Origin of the sequence: Intrasporangium sp. (assembly GCF_035280925.1) — a bacterium.
Classification (GTDB): domain Bacteria; phylum Actinomycetota; class Actinomycetes; order Actinomycetales; family Dermatophilaceae; genus Intrasporangium.
The window spans coordinates 1-22742 of sequence record NZ_DATEEY010000203.1; the positions used below are offsets into that span (position 1 = coordinate 1).

General features: G+C 69.8%; 25 protein-coding genes and 1 tRNA gene. 15 read left to right on the plus strand and 11 right to left on the minus strand.

Translation table 11 applies throughout. From position 1 onward, the window contains the following. Positions 1–423 precede the first annotated feature (423 nt). A tRNA-Lys gene (locus VJN29_RS18000) sits at positions 424–499 on the minus strand. A 105-nt stretch (positions 500–604) separates the two neighbouring features. Between VJN29_RS18000 and VJN29_RS18005 the strand changes: the two genes are divergently transcribed. The 4 genes from VJN29_RS18005 to VJN29_RS18020 all read left to right on the plus strand — a co-directional run bounded on the left by VJN29_RS18005 (position 605) and on the right by VJN29_RS18020 (position 3709). Continuing rightward, positions 605–1216 (plus strand): hypothetical protein, encoded by a 612-nt coding sequence (locus VJN29_RS18005; RefSeq protein ID WP_324145016.1) that lies wholly within the window; start codon positions 605–607, stop codon positions 1214–1216. 554 nt (positions 1217–1770) lie between these two features. Beyond that, positions 1771–1959, plus strand: a complete 189-nt coding sequence (locus tag VJN29_RS18010) for a hypothetical protein (protein ID WP_324145017.1) — start codon at positions 1771–1773, stop codon at positions 1957–1959. Positions 1960–2085: 126 nt separating this feature from the next. After that, a complete protein-coding gene (locus tag VJN29_RS18015; RefSeq protein WP_324145018.1) occupies positions 2086–2709 on the plus strand; it encodes a DUF47 domain-containing protein in 624 nt (207 codons plus the stop codon). Between the two features lie 7 nt (positions 2710–2716). Beyond that, positions 2717–3709 carry an inorganic phosphate transporter gene (locus VJN29_RS18020; RefSeq protein ID WP_324145045.1) on the plus strand — a complete coding sequence of 331 codons (993 nt, stop codon included), beginning with the start codon at positions 2717–2719 and terminating at the stop codon, positions 3707–3709. A gap of 425 nt (positions 3710–4134) precedes the next feature. Here the strand turns inward: VJN29_RS18020 and pstB are convergent, their stop codons facing one another. From pstB to VJN29_RS18060, 8 genes are all read right to left on the minus strand, one after another. Next, the gene (gene pstB, locus VJN29_RS18025) at positions 4135–4911 is read right to left on the minus strand and encodes a phosphate ABC transporter ATP-binding protein PstB (RefSeq protein ID WP_324145019.1); all 777 of its coding nucleotides are present in this window, start codon (positions 4909–4911) and stop codon (positions 4135–4137) included. Between the two features lie 19 nt (positions 4912–4930). Then, a complete protein-coding gene (pstA, locus tag VJN29_RS18030; RefSeq protein WP_324145020.1) occupies positions 4931–5896 on the minus strand; it encodes a phosphate ABC transporter permease PstA in 966 nt (321 codons plus the stop codon). After that, positions 5893–6900, minus strand: a complete 1008-nt coding sequence (pstC, locus tag VJN29_RS18035) for a phosphate ABC transporter permease subunit PstC (protein ID WP_324145021.1) — start codon at positions 6898–6900, stop codon at positions 5893–5895. The genes pstA and pstC overlap by 4 nt, the downstream gene beginning before the upstream one ends. A 105-nt stretch (positions 6901–7005) precedes the next feature. Continuing rightward, positions 7006–8133 carry a phosphate ABC transporter substrate-binding protein PstS gene (gene pstS, locus VJN29_RS18040; protein ID WP_324145022.1) on the minus strand — a complete coding sequence of 376 codons (1128 nt, stop codon included), beginning with the start codon at positions 8131–8133 and terminating at the stop codon, positions 7006–7008. Between the two features lie 214 nt (positions 8134–8347). Further along, entirely contained in the window at positions 8348–9298 is a 951-nt protein-coding gene (locus VJN29_RS18045) for an NUDIX hydrolase (RefSeq protein WP_324145023.1), read from the minus strand. A 105-nt stretch (positions 9299–9403) separates the two neighbouring features. Further along, complete coding sequence (locus VJN29_RS18050; RefSeq protein WP_324145024.1) at positions 9404–11698, minus strand: RNA degradosome polyphosphate kinase; 2295 nt, start codon at positions 11696–11698, stop codon at positions 9404–9406. Positions 11699–11940: 242 nt separating this feature from the next. Then, the gene (mshD, locus tag VJN29_RS18055) at positions 11941–12867 is read right to left on the minus strand and encodes a mycothiol synthase (RefSeq protein WP_324145025.1); all 927 of its coding nucleotides are present in this window, start codon (positions 12865–12867) and stop codon (positions 11941–11943) included. Then, on the minus strand, positions 12864–13547 hold the full coding sequence (locus VJN29_RS18060; protein ID WP_324145026.1) for a response regulator transcription factor: 684 nt from the start codon (positions 13545–13547) through the stop codon (positions 12864–12866). The genes mshD and VJN29_RS18060 overlap by 4 nt, the downstream gene beginning before the upstream one ends. Positions 13548–13644: 97 nt before the next feature. On the opposite strand from VJN29_RS18060, the gene VJN29_RS18065 reads away from it, so the two are divergent. After that, entirely contained in the window at positions 13645–13914 is a 270-nt protein-coding gene (locus VJN29_RS18065) for a MoaD/ThiS family protein (protein WP_324145027.1), read from the plus strand. A gap of 6 nt (positions 13915–13920) precedes the next feature. Next, the gene (locus VJN29_RS18070; protein WP_414654418.1) at positions 13921–14793 is read left to right on the plus strand and encodes a hypothetical protein; all 873 of its coding nucleotides are present in this window, start codon (positions 13921–13923) and stop codon (positions 14791–14793) included. 137 nt (positions 14794–14930) lie between these two features. Here VJN29_RS18070 and VJN29_RS18075 read toward each other — a convergent pair whose 3' ends face one another. Next, positions 14931–15302, minus strand: coding sequence for a DsrE family protein (locus tag VJN29_RS18075; protein ID WP_324145029.1), 372 nt, complete (start codon positions 15300–15302; stop codon positions 14931–14933). A 23-nt stretch (positions 15303–15325) separates the two neighbouring features. Here VJN29_RS18075 and VJN29_RS18080 point away from each other — a divergent pair, with 23 nt between their 5' ends. The 9 genes from VJN29_RS18080 (at position 15326) to VJN29_RS18120 (ending at position 21894) form a co-directional block, all read left to right on the plus strand. Continuing rightward, positions 15326–15823: an FABP family protein gene (locus tag VJN29_RS18080; protein ID WP_324145030.1), complete on the plus strand. Its 498-nt coding sequence runs from the start codon at positions 15326–15328 to the stop codon at positions 15821–15823. A gap of 75 nt (positions 15824–15898) precedes the next feature. Then, complete coding sequence (locus VJN29_RS18085; protein WP_324145031.1) at positions 15899–16930, plus strand: YgfZ/GcvT domain-containing protein; 1032 nt, start codon at positions 15899–15901, stop codon at positions 16928–16930. Between the two features lie 24 nt (positions 16931–16954). Further along, on the plus strand, positions 16955–17815 hold the full coding sequence (locus tag VJN29_RS18090) for a 3-keto-5-aminohexanoate cleavage protein (RefSeq protein WP_324145032.1): 861 nt from the start codon (positions 16955–16957) through the stop codon (positions 17813–17815). A 219-nt stretch (positions 17816–18034) separates the two neighbouring features. Continuing rightward, positions 18035–18451 (plus strand): helix-turn-helix transcriptional regulator, encoded by a 417-nt coding sequence (locus VJN29_RS18095; protein ID WP_324145033.1) that lies wholly within the window; start codon positions 18035–18037, stop codon positions 18449–18451. A 1-nt stretch (position 18452) separates the two neighbouring features. Then, positions 18453–19382 carry a hypothetical protein gene (locus tag VJN29_RS18100; RefSeq protein WP_324145034.1) on the plus strand — a complete coding sequence of 310 codons (930 nt, stop codon included), beginning with the start codon at positions 18453–18455 and terminating at the stop codon, positions 19380–19382. Between the two features lie 106 nt (positions 19383–19488). After that, entirely contained in the window at positions 19489–20490 is a 1002-nt protein-coding gene (locus tag VJN29_RS18105) for an asparaginase (protein WP_324145035.1), read from the plus strand. Between the two features lie 7 nt (positions 20491–20497). After that, complete coding sequence (dtd, locus tag VJN29_RS18110; RefSeq protein WP_324145036.1) at positions 20498–20923, plus strand: D-aminoacyl-tRNA deacylase; 426 nt, start codon at positions 20498–20500, stop codon at positions 20921–20923. Between the two features lie 122 nt (positions 20924–21045). Next, positions 21046–21357, plus strand: coding sequence for a DUF2516 family protein (locus VJN29_RS18115; RefSeq protein ID WP_324145037.1), 312 nt, complete (start codon positions 21046–21048; stop codon positions 21355–21357). Positions 21358–21429: 72 nt separating this feature from the next. After that, on the plus strand, positions 21430–21894 hold the full coding sequence (locus tag VJN29_RS18120) for a phosphomannose isomerase type II C-terminal cupin domain (RefSeq protein WP_324145038.1): 465 nt from the start codon (positions 21430–21432) through the stop codon (positions 21892–21894). Between the two features lie 20 nt (positions 21895–21914). Here the strand turns inward: VJN29_RS18120 and VJN29_RS18125 are convergent, their stop codons facing one another. Beyond that, on the minus strand, positions 21915–22724 hold the full coding sequence (locus VJN29_RS18125; protein WP_414654419.1) for a class I SAM-dependent methyltransferase: 810 nt from the start codon (positions 22722–22724) through the stop codon (positions 21915–21917). Between the last annotated feature and the right edge of the window lie 18 nt (positions 22725–22742).

Consider the following 22742-nt stretch of genomic DNA (forward strand, 5'->3'; position numbering starts at 1 on the left):
CCCGCATCACCCCGGGCCACGGAACCGAAAACCCGCGGGTTCGCCGCGGCGTAGCGATCCAGGATCGCGTCGAGCACCCGTCGATGGCGGGAGATCGCTGCACGCAGCGACTCGCTCTGCGTCATCGTGCCCATGAGCCAAGGGTAGAGCGCGCGGAGGGTGCACGCAGCCCGCAGGAACCGTTGCGCGCTGGGCGGCCGAACGCGAGCCTGGCCACCACGCCGAGGCCCAATCCGCCGGTCAGGAAGCGAGAGGCAGGCCAAGTGGACCAGGGTTTCCGCTGGTCAGCCCGCCCGAGCGGACCGGGTCGGTGCTTCCACGGGCCCTTGTGGCACATTTGTGGCACATCGTCTTCGGTCCGTTTCGGCACCTCGGGGGCCCAGTTGCTGGCGCGAAAAAGGGTGTCTGACCTGCATGAACGTGTGGTGGGCCCCGTCGGGCTCGAACCGACGACCGGCGGATTAAAAGTCCGATGCTCTACCCACTGAGCTAGAGGCCCGCGCCCGGCCGGCCAAGCGCCGCCCGGGCCACGGTGGGAGTCTACGACGTGCCGCCGCTCGCCCCGAACCGCACACGAGCGACCGCGCAGGGTTAGCCTGCCGGGATGAGCGAGAGCGAGCGTCGCGGCCCGAGACGGCCCGCCTTCTTCAGCCCGTCGGCGCTCGAGGCGCATGGGGGAGCGTACGACCCGACGGAGCAGATCCACGTCGCCCACGAGACGGCGGCGGCGCTCGTCCATGCCGGGCGGGCGGCATCGGATCCTGCCGTGACGGAACGTCTCATCGCGCTGGTCGACGACATCGGTTTGTCGACCGTGGCTGAGCTGTGGTCGCAGCGGCCGGCGCGGAGCCTTCCAGGCAGTCTGTGGCGCCTCTACGTGCTGCGGGAGTGGGTGCGGCGGTTCCCCGACGAAGCGAGCCGTGAGTATGCCGCCGGCATCCGCTTCACGACGCCCGACCACGCCGTCGCGGGCGCGGCGGAACCTCCGGGGCCGGACGTGATGGAGCGGCTCATCGACGAGATTCTCCGCGGCGTCTTCAACGGTGACCTCGCCGTGGCGCTGGAGCGGGGGTCGGCGTTCTGTCGAGTCGTTTCCGCGGGCCGTGCGGACGTCTCCTCGGGCAGTGAGGCGGCCGAGCATGCGGCCAACCTGCTTGGCATGGCGGATGACCTCGCCGCCTCCGCCCGCCTGTGGCGGGCTGAGGCCTTGGACTGAGCCACCCACCAAAGGGGCGTATGCCGCTGAGCCGGCCCAGCGGCATACGTCCCCTTGGTGCTGGGCTGGGACCCGACAAGATCTCGGCTTGGTGAAGGGGCTCGCGGCACCTATCCTTGACGGGCGTCGGGTCGCGGTAGCCCCGGGTCCCAAATTCAGCCGCTGCGAGCGGCCTCGTGCCGAGAGGCGCTCCCGGCCCGACGCAACACTCGTCCGGTTCAGGCCCTCGAGGTGGACGGCTCGGGAGGAAGCGATTCGGTTGCGTCTGTGACCGCTTCCTCCGCCAGGCAGAGGATCGCGTGCGCCCGCATGTCGGACTCGATGGAGTGACCGGCGCGTCTGGCGGGGCTCTGTGAGCCGCACCGGTCGCATCGCCCGAACATGAAGGCCCCCCGCTCGACGATGGTCCACCTCGGGGTGCTGGCGTCCTCAGCGGTGCTCCTGGAGTCAGGGGCCATGGCCCCATGATGCCTCGTCGGGATGTTGCTTGGGCAATCGCTGCTCCTGGGCCCCCTTCGTCTCCATGCCGGCCTGCGGGGATCTACCCTTGGCCCATGAGTGACGACCCCCCGAACGATCTGGTCGATGGCGACCTCGCCGACGAGATCGAGCTCGTCAGTGATCTCGTGGTCGCTGCGTCCACGAGCGCGCGTCACTTCACGCCGGACGAGGTCGATGCCCTGCTCGGCATCGAGAGCGAGGACTCCGGGGAAGCCCGCACCGGAAGCGAGGGCGAGGACTGAGGTCGTCGGCACCGGACAACAGAGCTGCCGGTCCTGACCTGTCGCTGGGGTGAACGCCGGTTTGCGCTCAAGTGTCCACGTGGCCGTAGCATCTTCCCGACACCGCCAATCGACCGGAGTACCCACGTGGGCTTTCGCCTGACCCCCCAGGAAACGAGCTTCTACTCTCTCTTCGCCACCTCTGCGGGACTCCTCGTCGAAGCGACGAAGGAGCTGACCAAGCTCCTCGAGCTCGACCCCGCGGGTCGGGCTGGTGTCGCGGAGCGGCTCGGTGCGCTCGAGAGCGAGGCCGACGAAGCCACACACGCTGTGATCAAGAAGGTGAACAGCTCGTTCATCACCCCCTTCGACCGCGAGGACATCCATGCCCTCGCCGTCCAGCTCGACGACTGCATGGACCACATCGAGGAGACCGCGGACCTCATCGCCCTCTACCGGATCGGCGACCTGCCCAGGGGCATGACGGAGCAGATCGAGATCCTGTCGCGGATGGCTGAGGTCACCGCCGAGGCGATGCCCAACCTCCGCTCGCTCCAGGACCTCTCGAGCTACTGGATCGAGATCAACCGCCTCGAGAACCAGGCCGACAAGCTACACCGCAAGATGCTCGTCGAGCTGTTCAACGGCGCGAACGTCGACGCCGTGCACATCATCAAGATGAAGGGCATCATCGACGGCTTCGAGGACGCGGCCGACTCGTTCGAGAACGTGGCGCACACGGTCGAGGGCATCGCGGTCAAGGAGTCCTGACGCCGTGATCGACGTCCTCCCCGTCGCCCTGGTGGTCGCTCTGGCGATGGGATTCAACTACACGAACGGGTTCCACGACGCAGCCAACGCCATCGCCACGTCGGTATCCACCCGGGCACTGACGCCCCGCGTGGCGCTCGCCATGGCCGCGGTGGCGAACCTTGTCGGGGCCTTCTTCGGCACGAAGGTGGCCCAGACGATCGGGTCGGGCATCATCGAGCAGCCGTCCGGGATCGACGGACTCTGGCTGGTCGCGGCGGCACTGGTCGGGGCCATTGGCTGGAACATGCTCACGTGGTGGTTCGGGCTCCCATCCTCCTCGTCGCACGCCCTCATCGGAGGGCTCGGCGGCGCGGCCCTCGTCGCCGGGGTGGCCGTCAAGTGGGACGTCATCCTCACCAAGGTCGTCATCCCGATGATCGTGTCCCCGCTCGTCGGGCTCACCCTCGGATTCCTGGTCATGGCGGCGATCCTCTGGATGTTCCGCAGGGTTCATCCGGGGCGAGTGCAGCGTGGCTTCCGGCATGCCCAGACCGCGTCGGCCGCCGCGATGGCCTTCGGGCACGGCCTGCAGGACGCCGCCAAGACGGCCGGCGTGGTCGTCCTGGCTCTCAACATCTCAGGACATCACTCCGGCGACACGATCCCGATCTGGGTGCTCGTCCTGTCTGCCATCGTGATCTCGCTCGGCACCTACGCGGGCGGCTGGCGGATCATGCGGACCCTGGGGCGGCGGATCATCCACCTGGACCCGCCGCAGGGCTTCGCCGCGGAGACGACGGCCGCCTCCATCCTCTATGTTGCCGGCATGGCGTTCGGTGCGCCGATCTCGACGACGCACACCATCACGTCGGCCATCATGGGCGTTGGATCCACGAAGCGACTGTCCGCGGTGCGCTGGGGTGTCGCGGGCAACATCGTCGGCGCGTGGATCCTCACCTTTCCCGGCGCCGGCCTCGTCGCGGCACTGACCTGGTTCGTGACGGCAGTGTTCCGCTGACCTGCGCAGTTCGGGATGCGTGGTCTGGCCGTATGCCGCTGAGCTCGCTTCGCGTCGACTGTGCAGTTCGCGTCTGGCCGGCTTTCTCGTCGACGGTGCCGTGCTGCCCGGCCGCGGGTCAGCTGGGCCTGGATCCGCCGATGAGCAGACAGGCTGCGGGGACCTCGACATCCTCGTGAGGACCGGACGCAGCTCGGACTCGGCGGCTTCACAGACACCTTGGGGCTCGAGCAGCGCACGCGCCGTCACCAACGGCGGGAAGACCGCGAAGACCGATCGGCGCTGGCCCGGGGGCCCTCATCCGTGGACACCGAGATCAGGCTGCGAGTCAGCTCCAGTTCGAGCCGTCCGTCGAAGAGCCGGCGGACGCGGTCCCACCCCCCGACTGGCAGCGCCCGTCTGCCGACCCGCGGCTCGGTGGCTTCTCAGCCGAAGCGGCCGGAGATGTAGTCCTCCGTCTGCTGCTGGGACGGGTTGTTGAAGATCTTCGTCGTGTCGTCGATCTCGACGAGGCGGCCGGGTTCCCCGGTGGCCCGGAGGTTGAAGAACGCGGTCCGGTCGGAGACGCGGGCAGCCTGCTGCATGTTGTGCGTCACGATGACGATCGTGTACTCGGTCTTCAGGTCGTTGATGAGGTCCTCGATCGCGAGCGTCGAGATCGGGTCCAGGGCCGAGCAGGGCTCGTCCATGAGCAGCACCTGCGGCTGCACCGCGATGGCGCGGGCGATGCAGAGGCGCTGCTGCTGGCCTCCGGACAGGCCGGCGCCCGGCTTGGCCAGGCGGTCCTTGACCTCGTTCCAGAGGTTGGCGCCCTTGAGGGACTGCTCGACGATGCCGTCGAGGGTGCTCTTGCTCCGGACACCGTTGAGCCGCAGTCCCGCGGCGACGTTGTCGTAGACCGACATCGTCGGGAAGGGGTTGGGCCGCTGGAACACCATGCCGATCGTGCGACGAACCCGGACCGGGTCCATCGACGGAGCGTAGAGGTCCTGGTCGTCGAGCAGGACGTGTCCCTCGACCCGGCCGCCCGGGATGACCTCATGCATCCGGTTGAGGGTGCGCAGGAGGGTCGACTTGCCGCAGCCGGAGGGGCCGATGAACGCGGTGACCGACCGAGGCTCGACGGTCAGCGTCACGCCCTCCACGGCCTTGAAGTCCCCGTAGTAGACGTCGACGTCGCTGACGTCAATTCGCTTTGCCATCGAAGTGCTTCGCTTTCTCTTACTTCTTGACGGAGCCGAAGTGGGCGATGACTCGGCCGATGATGTTGAGCAGGAGGACGAGGACGATCAGGGTCAGGGCGGCGCCCCACATCCGCTCAGCGGCGGTGGCCAGCGCGAAGTCGTTCCGGTCCTGGTTGATCATCGTGGGCAGGGTCGCCATGTTGCCCTCGAAGAGGTTGCGCTGGAAGTTCTTGGTGTAGGGCCCGAGGATGAGCAGCGGTGCCGTCTCTCCCATGACGCGCGCGAGCCCGAGCAGGATCCCGGTGACGATTCCCGAGAAGGCCGTCCGAAGGACGATGCGCACGATCGTGACCCACTTCGGCACCCCGAGGGCGTAGGACGCCTCCCGCAGCTCGTTGGGGACGAGCTTGAGCATCTCCTCCGTGGATCTGACGACCGTCGGGATCATCAGCAGGACCAGGGAGAGCGAGACGGCGAACCCGTTGCGGTCGATGCCGAACGTCGTGACCCAGACGGCGTAGATGAACAGCGCGGCGACGATGGACGGGACGCCGGAGAGGATGTCGACCATGAAGCTGATCGCCCTCGCGAGCCGCCCCCGCCCGTACTCGACGAGGTAGACGGCCGTGAGCACGCCGATGGGGATCGAGATCAGCGCGGTCATGCCCGCCTGGAGCAGCGTGCCCTCGATGGCGTGACGCGCGCCGCCGCCGAAGTCGTCGGAGTTGATGTTGCGCTGGTTGGCCGTCCACCAGGTGCTCGTGGTGACCATGTGGATGCCCCGGCTGATCACCGTCCAGAGGATCCAGACGAGCGGGACCACTGCCACGAAGAAGGCGCTCCACATGACGACCCGGGCGAAGGCATCCTTGATCGAGCGCGCCCGGTGCGGGTTGTCCATCTGGTGCACGGCGTCGTCGGCCGTGGGGCCGCCGGGAGGCGTCACCAGACCATTCGTGGCGCCGTCGTCGCGCGCCTGGTCCCTGGTCGTCGTGAGGCTCATTCGGTGAAGGCCTTCCTGCGCTCGATGACGATTCGGGCGACGCTGTTCACGACGAACGTGAGGACGAAGAGGACGAGGCCGGCCGCGATGTAGGCGCCCGTCTTGCTCGGGTTGCTGAACTCGGCCGCATTGTTGGCGATCTTCGACGCGAAGGTCTCGCCGCCGTTGAAGAGCGACCAGGTCCACGGCGTGCCGGGTGCCAGGGCGGAGACGAGGAAGGTGACCGCGATCGTCTCGCCGAGGGCGCGACCGAGGGCGAGCATCGCGGCGGAGATGACGCCGGGCCGACCGAAGGGCAGCACGGCGGTGCGGATCATCTCCCAGTGCGTCGCACCGAGGGCCAGCGCGCCTTCCTTGTGGGCGATCGGGGTCTGGTCGAAGACCTCGCGTGACAGGGCCGTGACGATGGGCAGGATCATGATCGCGAGGACGATGCCGATGAAGAAGATCGTGCCGCCCGAGATGCCGGTCGGGGCGAAGAGGGGGAACCAGCCGAAGTTGTCCTGGAGGAACTGCTCGAGCGGCTTGACGAAGCTCCGGAAGGTCAACAGGCCCCAGAGCCCGTAGACGATCGACGGGACGGCGGCGAGGAGGTCGACCAGGGCGGCGGCGGGACCGCGCATCCGCAGCGGCGCGTACTGCGTGAGGAAGAGCGCCACGCCGACGCCCAGGGGCACCGCGAGCGTCATCGCGATGACCGACGCCATGACGGTCGTCCAGAGGAACTCGACGATGCCAAAGGCGGGCTGCTCCCCGCCCGGCTCCCAGACCCGGCTCGTGAAGAAGCTCGCCGAGTTGTTCGTCAGGGCCGGAATGGCCTGGACGACGAGGAAGATCCCGATGAGCGAGACCATCGCGATGACGACGACACCGGAGAGGGTTGCCGCACCCCCGAAGAGCCGGTCACCACGTCGCCCGGTCGAGGCCCTGTCGCCGGTGAGGGGCTTCTTGCCGTCGGGGCCGGGCAGTTGGTCTGTGGCAGAGACGCCGCTCACTGTGGGCACGTCAGGCCTTTTCGCTCGGGGGTGGACTCAGGGGTGGATACGGGCGTGCACATGGCGGATGGGGCGGGGCCGAGAGAACCCGGCACCCGCCCCAATGCGTCACGGTCAGGAGATCGCGTCAATCGCTGCCTCGACCTTGGTGGCGACCTCCGCAGGGAGCGGAGCGTAGCCCTGTGAGGTGAGCCCGCCCTGGACCTCTTCCGACGCGAAGGTCCTGAGGAAGGACTTGACCTTCTTGCCGGTCTCGGGGTCCGGGTACGTCGAGCAGACGATCTCGTACGTCACGAGGACGATCGGGTAGGCGCCGGCCTCCTTGGTGGCGTAGTCGATCTTGAGCGCCAGGTCGTTGCCGGCGCCGGTCTGCTGGGCGGTGGCGACGGTCTTCCCGGCCGACTCGGCGGTCAGCTCCACGGGCCCGGCGCCGCTGTCGATGGCGGCCATCGACAGCTGGTTCTGCTGGGCGTAGCTCCACTCGACGTACGTGATGGCGCCGTCCTGGCCCTTGGTGGCCGTGGCGACCCCCGCCGACTTCTCCTTGCCCTCGCCCTTGCCCGGCCACTTCTTGCTGCTCTCGTGGCCCCACGCCGACGGTGCCGCGGCCTTGAGGTACTTGGTGAAGTTCTCCGTCGTGCCCGACTCGTCGGAGCGGAAGTACACCTTGATCGGGGTGGCCGGCAGCGTGGCGTCCTTGTTGAGCGCGGCGATGGCCGGGTCGTTCCAGGTCGTGATCTTGCCGTCGAAGATCTTTGACGCGACCTCCGCGTTGAGGACGAGCTTGTCGATGCCCTCGACGTTGTAGGCGATGGCGATCGGGCCGGTCACCATGGGCAGGTTCCAGGCGTCGGAAGCACAGGAGTTCTTGGCCTCCTCGGCCTCGACGATGCCGTCCTTCTCCTCGGTCTTCAGGGCCGAGTCGGAGCCGGCGAAGTCCACCTGCTGGGCGATGAACTGCTTGATGCCCGCGCCCGAGCCGGTCGGCTGGTAGTCGATCGTGGCCTCGGCGCACGCGGTCTGGTAGGCGGAGATGGCCTCGTCGATGGCGTTCTTCTGGGCCGACGACCCCTCGGCCTTCAGGTCGCCGGTGAAGCAGTCGGCCACGGCGGCGACGTTGGTGGAGTCGCCGCCGGCGGTGTTGGCATCGGCCGGGGTGGGGTTCTCGGTCGCACAGGCCGAGAGCGTGAGAACGCCGGTGAGGGCGATGGCGCCAAAGGCGCTGACACGCGAAACAGACACGGAATGATCCCTCTCGATGGGGTGGCTCTTCATACGGCGGTCGACCGGCCCAGCCGCCAGGGCTGGACTGTCCATCCGGGATCGAACTTAGGAGCGCCGAATGACAGATTGCCCCCTCGGGGTGAACCACAGATGAACGACGGTCGACGATTCGGTGCGGCCACCTGACCCACCGTGCACGCGTCCCTGGGCAACGGCAGGATGGCGGAGTTGGTCAGGTGTCGATTCGCTCGACGGCGATCACCCGAGCGGCATCGCCCGAGTCCGTCAGATGGGCGACGAGGGCTTCTCCCTTGCGCATCGGCGACGCGCCAGCGGATGCGAGCTGCTCCCTGGCGGAGGCGGCGCAGTCCGAGTCCTCGCGAACGCGGCCGCCCAGGACCTCGAGGAGGGTGGGCAGTACGGGTCCGTGGGAGCAGACCACCACGGGCATCGCCCGCTCGAGCAGCTTGTGCAGGTGGTCCACGGCCGGTCCGGGGTCCGCGGCGAAGCCTTCCTCGGACAGTGAGTCCGTGGCCTTGATCCGAGTGGCCAGCCGAGCGGCATACGGCTCGACCGTCTGAACGCAGCGCACGGAGGATGACGTCACGACCCGCTTGATGCCATAGGCGCCCAGGATGCGCGCCACGTCATCGGCCTGCTCGCGTCCGACTGCATCGAGCGGCCGCTTGCGGTCGTCGCCCTTCCACCGGCTCCGGGGCCGTGACTTCGCGTGCCGGAGGAGCACGAGCGGCCACGTCTGCAGGCCGTCCTCGCGATCCGCCCGGACGACGGCGAGGAGCTGCTCCCGGTCCCGTCCGTAGTCCAGCAGCTCGTGGGCGGTGCGCGCGTCGACCCAGCGGACCTCGTCTATCTCGTGCTCGAGGACCCCGGACCCGCCGACCACCTGCGCGGCCCAGTAGTGGACCTCCTTCGTCGCGGGGCCGCCCTCGCCGTCCAAGACGGTGTACGTCGCCCTCGGCAACGGGATGCCGAGGCTGACCTGCAGCCCGGTCTCCTCGAACGTCTCCCGGGCTGCGGCCACGCAGAGCGGCTCGCCCGGGTCGAGCTTCCCCTTCGCCCAGGACCAGTCGTCGTACTTGGGCCGGTGGACGAGCGCAATCTCGAGTCGCCCCTCGCGGCGACGCCACGGCAGCGTGCCCGCGGCCGGGATGACGGGCGCCACGTCAGGCCGGCCGTTGCTCGGCACGCCGCCGCGGCCGCACCGCGACGGCCCTGGCCGCCGGTCTGCCGCGCAGCCTGCTGGTCAGCGTGCTGCTCAGCCGGCGGCTCACCGCCGCCGCGCCTTCCGCCGCCGCTTGTCGTGTCGCTCGATGAGGGCGGCCTGCGGGTCGGTCAGGGGCACGCCGGTGTCGTCCTGGTGATACCGCACCCAGCGACCGTCGGCGCACAGGTCCCAGCGTGACGTCCCGTCGCCGAAGGCGAGGTCGAAGAGGTCCCCGAGCTCGGCGAGGTGCCCGGGGTCGGTGACCCGCACGAGCGCCTCCACCCTGCGGTCGAGGTTGCGGTGCATGAGGTCGGCGCTGCCGATGTACACCTGCGGGTCGCCGCCGTGGTTGAACCAGAAGACCCGCGAGTGCTCGAGGAACCGTCCCAGGACCGACCGGACGCGGACGTTCTCGGACAGGCCCTGGACACCGGGGCGCAGGGCGCAGATGCCGCGCACCCAGACATCGACGTGCACGCCGGCGATGCTCGCGCGATAGAGCGCGTCGATGATCTCCTCGTCGACGATGGAGTTGGCCTTGAAGGCGATCCGGCCGGGAGGGTCGCCCTTGCCCCGCTTGCGGTGGAGCGCGACCTCCTCCTCGATCAGCTCGACGAGCCCGGTGCGCACCGTCCGCGGGGCCACGAGGAGCCGCTTGAACCGGCTCCTGGGGGCGAAGCCCGACAGCTGGTTGAACAGCCGCGACAGGTCGTCGCCGACCTGGGGGTCACAGGTGAACAGCCCGAAGTCCTCATAGGTGCGCGCGGTCTTGGGGTTGTAGTTGCCGGTACCCATGTGGCAGTAGCGGACCAGCCCCTCGGGTTCCTCGCGGACCACGAGGCAGAGCTTGGCGTGCGTCTTGAGGCCGACGACGCCGTAGACGACGTGGACACCCGCCTCCTCAAGCTTGCGGGCCCACGAGATGTTGTTCACCTCGTCGAACCGGGCCTTGATCTCGACGATGGCGAGCACCTGCTTGCCCGCCTCGGCCGCATCGATGAGGGCATCGATGATGGGGGAGTCCCCCGACGTGCGATAGAGGGTCTGCTTGATCGCGAGGACGTGCGGGTCAACCGCAGCCTGCTCGATGAAGGCCTGCACGGACGTCGAGAACGAGTGGTACGGGTGCTGGACGAGCACGTCCTTGCTGCGCACCGCGGCCAGCAGGTCGCTCGCCTGGGCGCTCTCCGTCGGGGCGAAGTCGGGATGGGTGCGGGGGAAGAACCTCGGGTACTCGAGGTCCGAGCGGTCCACATCGGTGAGGATCCACAGGCCGGTGAGGTCGAGCGGCATCGGCAGACGGTAGATCTCGCGGTCGCTGATCTGCAGCTCACGGCTCAGCATGTCGAGGACCTTGGGATCCATGTCCTCCTCGACCTCGAGCCGGATCGGTGGACCGAAGCGGCGCCGGGTCAGCTCCTTCTCGAGCGCGGTGAGCAGGTTCTCCGCGTCGTCCTCCTCGACCTCCACGTCCTCGTTGCGCGTCACGCGGAAGGAGAAGTGCTCGAGGACCTCCATCCCCGGGAAGAGCTGGTCGAGGTGCGAGGAGATGACCTCCTCGAGCGGCACGAACCGCTTGACGACGGCGCCTCCCTCCGTCTCACGGTCGTCGATGCGGATGAAGCGCGGGAGGTTCGGCGGCACCTTGAGCCGCGCGAAGTGCTCGTTGCCGGTCTTCGGGCTCTGGAGCAGGACCGCGAGGTTCAGGGACAGCCCGGAGATGTAGGGGAACGGATGGGCTGGGTCGACCGCGAGGGGCGTGAGGACGGGAAAGACGCGGTCGGCGAAGAAGTAGTGGAGCGGCTCGCGCTCCTGCTCGTCGAGGGCGTCCCAGCGGACGATGGTGATGCCCTCTGCCTCGAGCGCGGGGCGCACGTCGTGCTGGAAGACCACGGCGTGCTGGGCCATCAGCTCGTGGGCGACCCGCGCGATCCGCTCGAGCAGGTCGCGTGGCTCGAGCCCGGCCGCGGTACGGACCGCCAGACCTGTGGCGATGCGTCGCTTCAGGCCGGCGACGCGCACCATGAAGTACTCATCGAGGTTGCTCGAGAAGATCGCGAGGAAGCGCGCCCGTTCGAGCAGCGGGACGGTGGGGTCCATGGCGAGCTGGAGCACGCGTTCGTTGAACTGCAGCCACGACAGCTCGCGCTCGAGATAGCGGTCGGCGGGCAGGTCCTCCGCGCCGGGTCGCTCCGGCCCGACGCCCGGAGCGCCGATGAACCTGCCGTCGCGACCCCGCATCGGAGGTGGCCGATGCGGCACCGTGGCCGTGAACGAGCTCACCTCCGGCGTCGTCTCGAGCTCGTGTTGCTGGTCCCGGCCCTCGAGGTCGGTTCGTTCGAGACTGCCGGTGCTCATGTCCCCATCGTGACATCGTTTGGCCACGCAAGCGGACCCAACCTGATCGAGTGAACAAGATCTGGGGGGCTGGGTCCCCGGATCTTGTTCACTCGATCAGAGGGGAGTGGGGGGAGTGGGGGGAGGCCGTATGCCGCTCAGCTCGAGGGCGTACGGACATACCGTTCCAGCCCTCCCGCCGCCATCTCCCCATCTCCCCGATCGAGTGAACAGGATCCGGGGCGGTGGACCCCCAGAGCTGTTCACTCGATCAATGCGTACTGGCGATGGACCTCCCGGTCCGTGAACCCCAGCCCGGCGTACGTCCGGACGGCGGCGACGTTCTCCTCGTCGACGTAGAGGATGACGTCGCGCAGCCCACGGGCCCTGAGGTGGTCGAGCCCCAGGATCGTCACCGCCTTGCCGAGGCCCTCGCCCTGCCGGTCCGGGGAGACTCCGACGACGTAGACCTCGCCGGTGTCGCCCTCGGGCGGGTCGACCTTCGTCCAGTGGAAGGCGGCGATCCGGTCGGCATGGTCGGTGTCGCCGGTGGCCGACTCGTCGACGACGAGGATGAAGCCTGCGGGGTCCCACCAGGGCTGGGCCATCCGCTGCTCGAGGTCCCGGCGGGTCAGCGCCCCCTGCTCGGGATGGGACGCGAAGGCCGCGGCGTTGACCGCGACCCACGCGTCCTCGTCGCGGCCGGGTTCGAAGGAGCGGACGGAGTAGCGTTCCGGCACGACTGCGACCGGCCATGGCGGCCCATCCACGAGCGAGCGCCCCATGACGAGCAGGGATCGCACAGGTTCGAACCCCATGGCGCGGGCGAACGCGTCGGCTGCCTTCGCGGCCGGTCCCGTCGCGTGGCTCCACACCCGTGCTTCCCGCGGGAGGGCCGCCAGCAGCGCAGAGCCCACTCCCTGGCGGCGCCACCCCGGCGCCACGACGAGCTCGGCGGCGGGGGGCTCGTCAGCCGACCCCGCGCGGACTTGCGCGTAGCCCGCGAGAGCCGGCTCAGCGGCATACGACAACACGTGTGTGACGTTCGGGTCGCCCGACTCGACGGACAGGCGGAACTGCTCCGACAGGGGCGGCGAGCCGTCGGTTGCCTCGGCCTCGGCGGCGATCTCGAGGACCCGTCGTGATTCATCGAGTCGGAGCGGTTGGCCGTCACGCAGCTCGATGCTCATGCGGTGGACGCCTTGTCCGGCACGAGGCGGTAGCCGACGTTGCGCACGGTGCCGATGAGCGCCTCGTGGTCGGGCCCGAGCTTCGCGCGGAGGCGACGGACGTGGACGTCGACCGTCCGGGTGCCGCCGTAGTAGTCGTAGCCCCAGACCTCCTGGAGCAGCTGGGCCCGGGTGAAGACGCGGCCGGGGTGCTGGGCGAGGTACTTGAGCAGCTCGAACTCCTTGTACGTCAGGTCGAGCGGCTGGCCGCGGAACCGCGCCGAGTAGCTCGCCTCGTCGATGACGAGGTCGCCCGAGGTGATCGGTGCAGCAAGGTCGGCGTCGTCGCCCTGCCCGCGCGTCATGGCCAGGCGGAGCCGGGCGTCGACCTCTGCGGGACCTGCCGTGTCCAGGAGGACGTCGTCGAGGCCCCATTCGGCCGTGAGAGCAGCGAGGCCGCCCTCGGTGAGGACGGCCAGCAGCGGGGTCGCGATCCCCGTGGTGCGCAGCACCCGGCAGAGTGACCGGGCGCTCGCGAGCTCTCGACGGGCATCGACGATGACGACGTCGCAGTCCGGCGAGTCGACCAGGGCGGTCGCCTCGGCCGGCAGGACCCGGACCGGATGGCTGAGCAACCCGAGCGCGGGCAGCACCTCGGCACTCGGGGCGAGTGCGTTCGTCAGGAGGAGCAGCCGGGCCATCCTCTGCAGGATAGGCGACACTGGACCTGCGCCAGAGGACCGTGGATGCACGATGAGACACCATGGGACCGCACGACACACCAGAGACAGGAGCGAGATGGGCGAGGTGGGCTCGGCCGAGCAGACGGTGACGGTGCGCTACTGGGCCGCGGCACGGGATGCTGCTGGCGTGGACAGGGAGCCGCTCGCCCTCGGCGAGGACGCCACGGTGTCCGACGCGGTGGCGGCCGCAGTTGCCGCGCACCCGGACCTGGCGCGCATCGCGAGCGTGGCGACGTTCCTCGTCGACGGGCGCGCCGCGGGGCGAGATGCGGTGCTGGCCTCGGGTGCCACGCTCGAGGTGCTGCCCCCGTTCGCTGGCGGGTAATGCACAATGACGACCGTGCCCGACGCCACGGATGCCTCTGATGCGACCGGTCCGACCGTCGGAGGCGCCGATTCCGAGCCGTTTCCCGAGCCGTTTCCCGAGCCGTCCCAAGGCGGTTCCCTCCGCCTCCCGCTCTCTCCGACGGGGGCCGACCGCGTGCGCCCGGTGACCATCGGCTCCGTCGTCGTCGCGGCGGGCGGGCTGGCCGTGGCGACTGCGGGGGGATTCTGGCCGGTCCTGGTCGCCACCCTGGTCATGTGCCTCGTGCTCGCCTGGAGCTGGCCCGTCCTCGGCGGCTCGCACACGCCCGGGACGACGACGGTCGTGCTTCTCATCGCGGCGCCGGCGATTGTCTTCACCTCGCTGAGCGACGACCTCAGGTGGACGGCCGCCGCGGTCGCGCTCGGCGTCGTCCTGTCCTTCATGGGCCAGCTCATCCGCAAGACGGGCCGGCAGGGACTCGTCCTCACCCTGCTTGCGTCGTTCGGCGGGTTGGTCCCCATGGCCTCGGCCACGCTGGCGGTCGCGTCGGCCGACGTGCCTCGCGGTCGGGCCCACCTCGTTCTCACGATGTCCGCCGCCACCGCGGCGCTGGTGGCGGACCTGCTGGTCCGGAAGCGGCAGCTTGCCCCGTTCCTCGGCCTCGTCGCCCTGGTCGCCGCGATCGCCGGCGCCCTGGTCGCGGGGTGGTTCTTCGAGGAGATCGGGGGTTGGGCGGCGGTCGGGGTGGCCGCTGGGGCTGGCTCGCTGTCGTGGTCCTGGCGGCGAGTCCTCGCCCTGCAGCCCGCGATGCTCGGCGTGCGTGGCCAGGTCGCGGCGGGCGTTGGCTCGGTGCTGATCGTCGGCGTCGTCGTGCACATCTTCACCGTCGTCTCCTGACTCTCGTCTCCCCCAATCGAGTGAACAGCTCTGGGGGGCCCAGCGCCGCGGATCTTGTTCACTCGATCGGGTTGGGCTCGGCCCGGGTGGCAGGAGCCGGCGAGGAGGGTCAGTGGACGAGGGTCAGTGGACGAGGGTCAGTAGACGACGGCCTGGGCGCCCGGCGCCATGACCTCCTCGACGAAGGCGGCAGCGCCGCGGATCGTCACCCCGGCCACCAAGGCGTCCTCGGTGAGGTCCCGCCGGGCCGCGCACTGCGTGCAGACGGTGAGCCGACCACCCGCGATCACGGCGTCGCGCAGGGAAGCGAGCTCAGCGGCATACGGCAGCTCGAACTCCTCGGCCCTCCCGGGGACGGCCATCCATGTCGCCTCGCCGGTGAGCCACAGGCTCACGGTGACCCCGCTCGCCACCGCGGTGGACGCCACGGTGAAGGCCTGCGACAGGCGCTCCGGCGCCTCGACGCCCGAGGTGACCTTGACGACGAGGGATCGTTGGGGTGCGTCCATGCGCTCAGGTTACGATCACGAGCATGTTCCACCTCGATGCGGACCTCGTCGAGCCGCTGCGACCGCTCGCGTGGCTCATCGGTCGCTGGGAGGGAGCCGGCGTGCTCGGCTACCCGACCATCGAGTCGGCGCACTTCGGGCAGGAGATCGAGGTGACCCACGACGGACGACCCTTCCTCAAGTGGGAGAGCCGGGCCTGGATCCTCGACTCGGCGACGGGGGAGCGGGTACGGCCCGCTGCGGTGGAGTCCGGCTTCTGGCGGCCGCAGCCCGACGGCGAGGTCGAGCTGCTCCTCGTGCATCCCACCGGCATCCTCGAGATGTACTACGGCACGATGGAGCCGGCGCGCATCCAGCTCAAGACCGACGGAGTCATGCGGTCCCCACGCGCCAAGGAGTACAACGCGGCGACGCGGATGTACGGCCTGGTCGACTCCCAGCTGATGTGGGCGATGGACATGGCCGCGGTGGGGCTGGAGCTGCAGAGCCACCTGTCCGCGACGCTCAAGCGGGTCGGGTGACGGGGTGCGATTCGCTGTGACGGAGGTTGATGGGATGACCGCGGCTGCGAAAGGTGTTGCACGAGCGTGACCGACATGACTGAGCTTCCCGTCCTCCATCGCAGCCCGCTGCTCGACCGACCCGGCGCCGTGGCGGGCGAGGGCGTGGCCGCCGGCGTCGCCATCCACTACGGCGACCCGATGCGCGAGCAGCGGATCCTCGAGGAGGGGCTGGCCGTCGTCGACCTGTCGCACCGGTCGGTGGTGACGGTCACCGGCCCCGACCGCCTGTCGTGGCTGCATTCGCTGACGACGCAGCACCTGGTGGACCTCACGGTGCGGGAGTCACGAGAGGCCCTGATCCTCAGCCCCAAGGGGCACGTCGAGCACTCGCTCCACCTCGTCGACGACGGCGAGACCACGTGGATCACGACGGAGCCCGGAGCCGGCGAGGCGCTGCGTGAGTGGCTCGACAGGATGCGCTTCATGCTCCGCGTCGAGGTCGCCGACGTGACCGCCGACTGGGGCGTGCTGGGGGAGCCCCACGGAGCCGAGTCCGCCGTGGGCGAGCCGCTCGCGTGGCGTGACCCCTGGCCGGACCTGGTCGGGGACACGACGGCGTACGGTCCGGTCGAGGACCACCCCGGCACGAGGTGGTCGTGGCGTGAGGTCATCGTCCCGCGCGCATCCCTCGAGGAGGCCGCCGGTGACCGTCCCCTGGCCGGGCTCTGGGCCGCCGAGGCGCTGCGGATCGCCGCCTGGCGACCGCGGCTGGGCGCGGAGACCGACCACCGCACGATCGTCCACGAGGTCGACTGGCTGCGCACGGCGGTGCACCTGCACAAGGGCTGCTATCGCGGGCAGGAGACCGTCGCCCGCGTCCACAACCTCGGCCGTCCGCCGCGGCGCCTCGTCTTCCTCCACGTCGACGGCTCCGGCCACGTGCTGCCCTCCCCGGGTGCCGAGGTTCGCGCGGGGGAGCGCGTCGTCGGTCACGTGACGTCGATCGCCCGGCACCACACCGACGGCCCGATCGCGCTCGCGGTCGTCAAGCGCAACCTCGACCCCCAGCTGGTGCTGGACGTCGAGGGCGTGAGTGCGGCCCAGACCGTCATCGTCTCGCCCTGACGTGGCCGCTGGCAGGATGGCGGCATGACGACCGCTCCCGGACGCAGCCCCGCGCGCACCCTGATCACCGTCGCCCCCACCGGGGCCGAGACCGCCAAGGCCGATGTGCCGACCCTCCCCACCACCCCGGAGGAGCTGGTCGAGACGGCCGTCGCCTGCGAGGCGGCAGGAGCGGCGTTGATCCACATCCACGTCCGCGACTCCGACCACCGTCCGACGCTCGACCCGGTCCTCCTCAAGGAGGCGGTCGTGGCGGTTCGCGAGGCGACCGACCTCGTCGTCCAGCTCTCGACGGGAGGGGCGGTCACCGACCCGCTCGAGCAGCGCCTCACCGTTCTCGACGCAGACCCGGACTCGTGCTCCCTCACCTGCGGCACGACGAACTTCGGTGACGACGTCTTCCTCAACCCCTGGGGCTTCATGGTCGACCTCTACCGCCAGGCGCAGGAGTGCGAGGTCGTGCCGGAGTTCGAGCTCTTCGAGCTGGGGCACGTCCACGCGTTGCGCCGGCTCATCGACGAGTGCGGGCTGCCCTACGGCGACAAGGTGCACGTCGACTTCGTCATGGGGGTCCCGGGGGCCATGCCCGGCACCCCGCAGACCCTGCTGGCCGCGCTGGCGCTGCTGCCTGCAGAGGTGACGTCGTGGTCGGCGACGGGAATCGGCCGCACCCACCTGCCGATCGCCGCAGCCGCACTCTCGGCCGGTGGCCACCTGCGCGTCGGGATGGAGGACAACCTCGTCTTCGCCAAGGGTCAACCGGTCACGCACAACAAGGAGCTCGTCTCTCGCGCCGCGGAGCTTGCCACGATCATGCAGCGCCCACCGATGTCGACGGAGGAGGCGCGTGAGCTCCTCGGCGTCAAGGAACGTCGCGCTCGCTGACCACACCCATAGGCCGTATGCCGCTGGGCTTGCTTCGCACGCAGGGGAGCCTCAGCTGGCAGCTGGGTCCCAGCTCAGCGGCATATGGCAATATGCCTGACTCCTCGAACGCAGCCACGTGCCTGGTGACTCTCGAGGATCCGGACCTGTTGCGCATGTGTTCGGACTCACGCTGTCTACAGTTTGCATTCTGCTTGCTGCAGTTAGCATAATGGAGTTGTGAGCAAGCTTCCCGATCTCGGCGCCTACTTGCGTGAGCAGCGCGAGAATGCGCAGCTGTCCCTGCGGCAGCTCGCCGAGATCGCCGGAATCTCGAATCCCTATCTGTCGCAGATCGAACGGGGCCTGAAGAAGCCGAGCGCCGAGATCCTGCAGCAGATCGCAAAGGGGCTCGAGGTGTCGGCGGAGTCGCTCTACGTCCGGGCGGGAATTCTCGACGAGCGGGTTCTCACCAACGGGAACCCGGCCACCGCTCCGAGCGTTCTCGAAGCCATCGCGGCCGACCCGGTCCTCACCGACCGGCAGCGCGCGGTGCTCGTCGAGATCTACGAGTCGTTCGTCGGCCCGAAGGCGCGCCGGGACGGGACGGCACCAAAGACCCATGGGAAGCGCAAGGCTACCCAGAAGGAGAACTGAAATGGCTCTCAACCAGAAGAAGATCAGCAAGGCCGTCAAGGACGCCCAGAAGCAGGCGGAGGCAGCCGTCGCGGACATGCGCAGCCAGTTCGACGACCGGCTACCCGATCTGACCGTCGACCCGACGCCGTTCTTCGCGGTCGTCGGCGCCGCCACCATCGCGGTCGACACGGTCCGTCACGCCCGTGACGAGCTCCAGGTCGCTGCCAAGGAGGCCCGGACGGCCGACGTGCGCAAGGGCGCCAAGAAGGAGGCAAAGCAGCTGCAGAAGGACCTCCAGCAGCGGCTCGACGAGCTCCAGGCACGCACCGCGGAGCTCCAGAAGATGGCGACGCAGTACGCGGACCGCTTCCTCAGGGAGGCCCAGGAGCTGCCGGCGCAGGTGCTCAACCAGGGTCTCGTCCTCGCGAGCAACGCCAAGGACCAGTACGACGCGGCCGCAGCTCGCGGTGAGCGGGTCGTGGCCGACCTGCGCACCGAGGGCACCAAGGCCGCCGTGGGCCTGGCCGAGCGGTCCGAGTCCGTCATGTCTCGTGGCCGCAAGGTCGCCAAGACGGCGCGGACCGAGGGCGAGAAGGTCGCCCGGACCCTCGCCGACACGGTGTCCGACGATGCCCAGAAGGTCGCAGCCCAGGTGGAGTCCTCGGTTCAGGCCGTCGAGCAGGCCGCCGAGCCCGTCCCGGTGAAGCGCACGCCGGCTCGCAGCGCCGCCGTCCGCTCGGCAGCGGCTCGAGAGGCTGCGGCGACGCGCAAGGCCGCGCAGGTGGAGGGCACGACGACCCGCAAGGTCGCCGCGCGCAGCGCCGCCGCCAGGAACTCCACGGGCACCGCCACCGTCAAGAAGGCTCCGGCGAAGAAGGCCCCGGCCAAGAAGAGCACCGCGAAGAAGGCCCCGGCCAAGAGGACCGCGGCCAAGAACACCGCGAAGTGACCGACACGGCACCTGATCGGGCCGTCACCCTCATGGGGTGGCGGCCCGACTGCCGTCCTGCGGCATACTTCGGGGCGTGCCAGCCGACGCCGAACCCTCCCTGCCCGTGGATTCGCAGGTGGATGCGCAGGTAACTGACCCGAGGGCAACCTCGTCGACCCTGACCAGCGCGCCCGTCGTTGCCCACGTCGTCAGGGGTGGTTTCGTCGAGTCGGTGCATCACGGGCTCGCCGTCGTCACCGCGCCGGACGGAAGCATCGAGCTCGAGGTGGGCGACTCGGCGGGGTCGATCTTCCCTCGCTCGTCGAGCAAGCCCATCCAGGCCCTCGCCATGCTGCGCCACGCCCTCGACACGGACGGTGCGCTCCTCGCGTTGGCCTGCTCGAGCCACTCCGGCGAGGAGTTCCATGTCGACGCGGCTCGCGAGATCCTCGCTCGCGCCGGCCTGTCCGAGGCCGACCTCCAGAACACGCCGGACTACCCCTACGACGAGGTCGCTCGGACCGCGTGGGTCGCCGCCGGCCTGCCCAGGCAGTCCATCGTGCAGAACTGCTCCGGCAAGCACGCGTCGATGCTCGCCACCTGCGTCGCCAACGGCTGGGACACCGCGACCTACCGTGTGCCCGGCCACCCACTCCAGGTCGCGGTCTCCGAGACGGTGGCCGAGCTGGCCGGCTCGGCCCCCTCGGCCGTCGCCGTCGACGGGTGCGGTGCACCCATCCATGCCATCCCCCTCGCCGGGCTGGCGCGATCCTTCGGCCGCCTCGCGGCAGCGGCGGACGGGCCCGAGGCCCGGGTGGCCCAGGCGATGCGCGACTTCCCCGAGTACGTCGGCGGGACGCGCCGGGACGTCACGACGCTGATGCGCCGCATCCCAGGTGTCATCGCCAAGGACGGCGCCGAGGCCGTCTATGCCGTGGGGCTGGCCGACGGCCGCGGCATCGCCGTCAAGATCGCCGATGGCGGCTCGCGTGCCCGCGCGGTCGTGGTCGCGGCCGTGCTTCGCAGATTGGGTGTCGACGACGACGCAGCGCTGACCGCCCTTGAGCATCAGCCCGTCCTGGGGCACGGTCAGCCCGTCGGCGCGGTCTTCGCCGTCGGCATCTGACCCGGTCATGCGTGCGGTGCTCCAGCGGGTGACCCGGGCGAGGGTCGAGGTCGACGGCGAGGTCGTCGGCGAGATCTCCCGTCCGGGGCTGGTCGCCCTCGTCGGCGTCACCCACGACGACGGGCCGGAGCAGGTCGAGCGGATGGCCCGCAAGATCGCCGAGCTGCGCATCCTGCGCGATGAGCAGAGTGTCGTGGATGCTGCCGCACCGGTCCTCGTCGTGAGCCAGTTCACCCTCTACGCCGACACCCGCAAGGGCCGGCGCCCGTCGTGGTCGGCGGCGGCGCCCGGGCCGGTGGCCGAGCCGCTGGTCGACGCCGTCGTCGCTGCGCTTCGGGCCCGGGGGATCGAGGTCGCGACCGGTCGTTTCGGCGCCATGATGTCCGTGTCGCTGACGAATGACGGACCGGTCACGCTCGTTGTGGACGCGTGACCAGCCCCGGAAGCGGATGCGGCGTCGCGGGCTCGGGGATGACCCGCCGGAAGATCCCCCAGCTCGGCCGATCGTGATGACGGTGTGGTGGTCCCAGCCGCGCGGGCAGATACGCTTCCAGCATGCAGCTGTTCTACGGGTTCCAGAGCGCCGTCCAACTCATCATCGGGATCGTCGCCTTCGCGGCGGAGGTCTTTGCATTCGTGGACGCCGTGCGCCATCCCGAGCGGGCCTACGTCGCGGCCGGCAAGCGCACGCGCACCTTCTGGCTCGTGCTGCTCGGAGTGGCCGTCGCGATCGGCTTCGTGACCATGTTCAACCCGCTCTCCATCTTCGGACTGCTCGCGATCGTGGGCGCAGCGGTCTATCTGGCCGACGTGCGTCCCGCCCTGCGCCAGGTGCGCGGGATCGGTGGCTCGCGTGGCCAGTGGTGACCGTCGCGAGAACTGCGCGCCGGCACTCCCGGGATGCGGCACACTGGGCACTCACGAGCCAAAGGGGAGGGCATGAGCAAGGACGAGACGGCTGGGGCGACCGCGACGGAGCTGCCGGACGTGGGTGACAGCGGCGCCGAGCTGCCGTCGCACCCCACTCCGGACGACTACGTGCTGGGCGACCGTGACCCGACCGACGACATCTTCGTCGCCGAGCGCCCGTGGGGTACCTTCCAGCAGTTCGTCTCGAACGAGCAGGTCACCGTCAAGATCATCACGGTCGAGCCCGGTCACCGGCTCTCGCTCCAGCGGCACAGCCACCGGGGTGAGATGTGGCAGGTGCTCGACGTGCCCATCGAGATCACGGTCGATGACCGGACGTGGACCGCCGAGGCCGGCGAGACTGTCTGGGTGCCGCGCGGCTCGACGCACCGCATGGGCAACTCCGGCTCGCGGCCGGGTCGTCTGCTCGAGGTGGCCTTCGGCCACTTCGACGAAGGTGACATCGAGCGCCTCCAGGACGACTACGCTCGCTGAGGTCGCCCCGCCGCCGAGCGTCAGGGACGCGGGGCGACCGCCTCCCATGCGACCGTGATCTCTCCGAGGCGCCACCGCGCCCGGCCATCGCGCAGGGGCCAGCGCTGACCAACGTCGGCTGCCGCGGCGAGGAAACGCTGGCGTGCACCCCACGACGAGTGAGGCGCGCTCCGGGCCCAGGCCTGGTCGAGGTCGGCCAGGAAGGCATGGATGCGCTCGCCCGCGACATTGCGGTGGACCAGGGCCTTGGGCAGTCGTTCCGCGACGTCGGACGGTCGCTCCAGTCCAGCGAGCCGCAGCGAGATGGTCAGGGACACCGGTCCGGTCGCGTCCACCGCGACCCACGTGGCGCGCCTGCCGATCTCGTCGCACGTGCCGTCGATGAGGAGGCCACCCGGCGCGAGCCGCTCCTGGACGCGCGCCCACGCGTCCGGCACCTGCGCCTCCTCGTACTGCCTCAGCACGTTGAAGGCGCGAACGACGGTCGGCCGCGCCCCATCACGGAGCGGTATCTCGAAGCCACCCCTCCGGAAGGCCAGCCCTTCACGCTCCAAGGGCTTGGCCGCGGTCACGCGGTCGGGATCGATCTCGATGCCGACCACGTCAACATCCCGACGCACCCGGCGTATCCGGCCGTGCAGCTCCACGGCGGTGACCGGTGATGACCCGTAGCCGAGGTCGACGACGATCGGGCGAGTCGGACTGTGGCGCAGCCGCCAGGCCTGTGGCCCGGCGAGCCAGCGGTCACAGCGACGGAGCCGGTTCGGGTTCGTGGTGCCCCGGGTGATCGTCCCGACGGGGCGAACTCGGCCGGACACGGCGCGGATCATAACGTCCAACGGTGGCCA

Excerpts from the sequence above, each read along its gene's own strand:
- pstA (WP_324145020.1), bottom strand. The coding sequence starts at position 5,896 with ATGAGCCTCACGACGACCAGGGACCAGGCGCGCGACGACGGCGCCACG.
- VJN29_RS18010 (WP_324145017.1), top strand. The coding sequence starts at position 1,771 with ATGAGTGACGACCCCCCGAACGATCTGGTCGATGGCGACCTCGCCGAC.
- VJN29_RS18050 (WP_324145024.1), bottom strand. The coding sequence starts at position 11,698 with ATGAGCACCGGCAGTCTCGAACGAACCGACCTCGAGGGCCGGGACCAG.
- VJN29_RS18100 (WP_324145034.1), top strand. The coding sequence starts at position 18,453 with ATGGCTCTCAACCAGAAGAAGATCAGCAAGGCCGTCAAGGACGCCCAG.
- VJN29_RS18075 (WP_324145029.1), bottom strand. The coding sequence starts at position 15,302 with ATGGACGCACCCCAACGATCCCTCGTCGTCAAGGTCACCTCGGGCGTC.
- VJN29_RS18090 (WP_324145032.1), top strand. The coding sequence starts at position 16,955 with ATGACGACCGCTCCCGGACGCAGCCCCGCGCGCACCCTGATCACCGTC.
- VJN29_RS18085 (WP_324145031.1), top strand. The coding sequence starts at position 15,899 with ATGACTGAGCTTCCCGTCCTCCATCGCAGCCCGCTGCTCGACCGACCC.
- VJN29_RS18065 (WP_324145027.1), top strand. The coding sequence starts at position 13,645 with ATGGGCGAGGTGGGCTCGGCCGAGCAGACGGTGACGGTGCGCTACTGG.
- VJN29_RS18060 (WP_324145026.1), bottom strand. The coding sequence starts at position 13,547 with ATGGCCCGGCTGCTCCTCCTGACGAACGCACTCGCCCCGAGTGCCGAG.
- mshD (WP_324145025.1), bottom strand. The coding sequence starts at position 12,867 with ATGAGCATCGAGCTGCGTGACGGCCAACCGCTCCGACTCGATGAATCA.
- VJN29_RS18070 (WP_414654418.1), top strand. The coding sequence starts at position 13,921 with ATGACGACCGTGCCCGACGCCACGGATGCCTCTGATGCGACCGGTCCG.
- VJN29_RS18005 (WP_324145016.1), top strand. The coding sequence starts at position 605 with ATGAGCGAGAGCGAGCGTCGCGGCCCGAGACGGCCCGCCTTCTTCAGC.
- VJN29_RS18115 (WP_324145037.1), top strand. The coding sequence starts at position 21,046 with ATGCAGCTGTTCTACGGGTTCCAGAGCGCCGTCCAACTCATCATCGGG.
- dtd (WP_324145036.1), top strand. The coding sequence starts at position 20,498 with ATGCGTGCGGTGCTCCAGCGGGTGACCCGGGCGAGGGTCGAGGTCGAC.
- VJN29_RS18125 (WP_414654419.1), bottom strand. The coding sequence starts at position 22,724 with ATGATCCGCGCCGTGTCCGGCCGAGTTCGCCCCGTCGGGACGATCACC.
- VJN29_RS18120 (WP_324145038.1), top strand. The coding sequence starts at position 21,430 with ATGAGCAAGGACGAGACGGCTGGGGCGACCGCGACGGAGCTGCCGGAC.
- VJN29_RS18080 (WP_324145030.1), top strand. The coding sequence starts at position 15,326 with ATGTTCCACCTCGATGCGGACCTCGTCGAGCCGCTGCGACCGCTCGCG.
- pstB (WP_324145019.1), bottom strand. The coding sequence starts at position 4,911 with ATGGCAAAGCGAATTGACGTCAGCGACGTCGACGTCTACTACGGGGAC.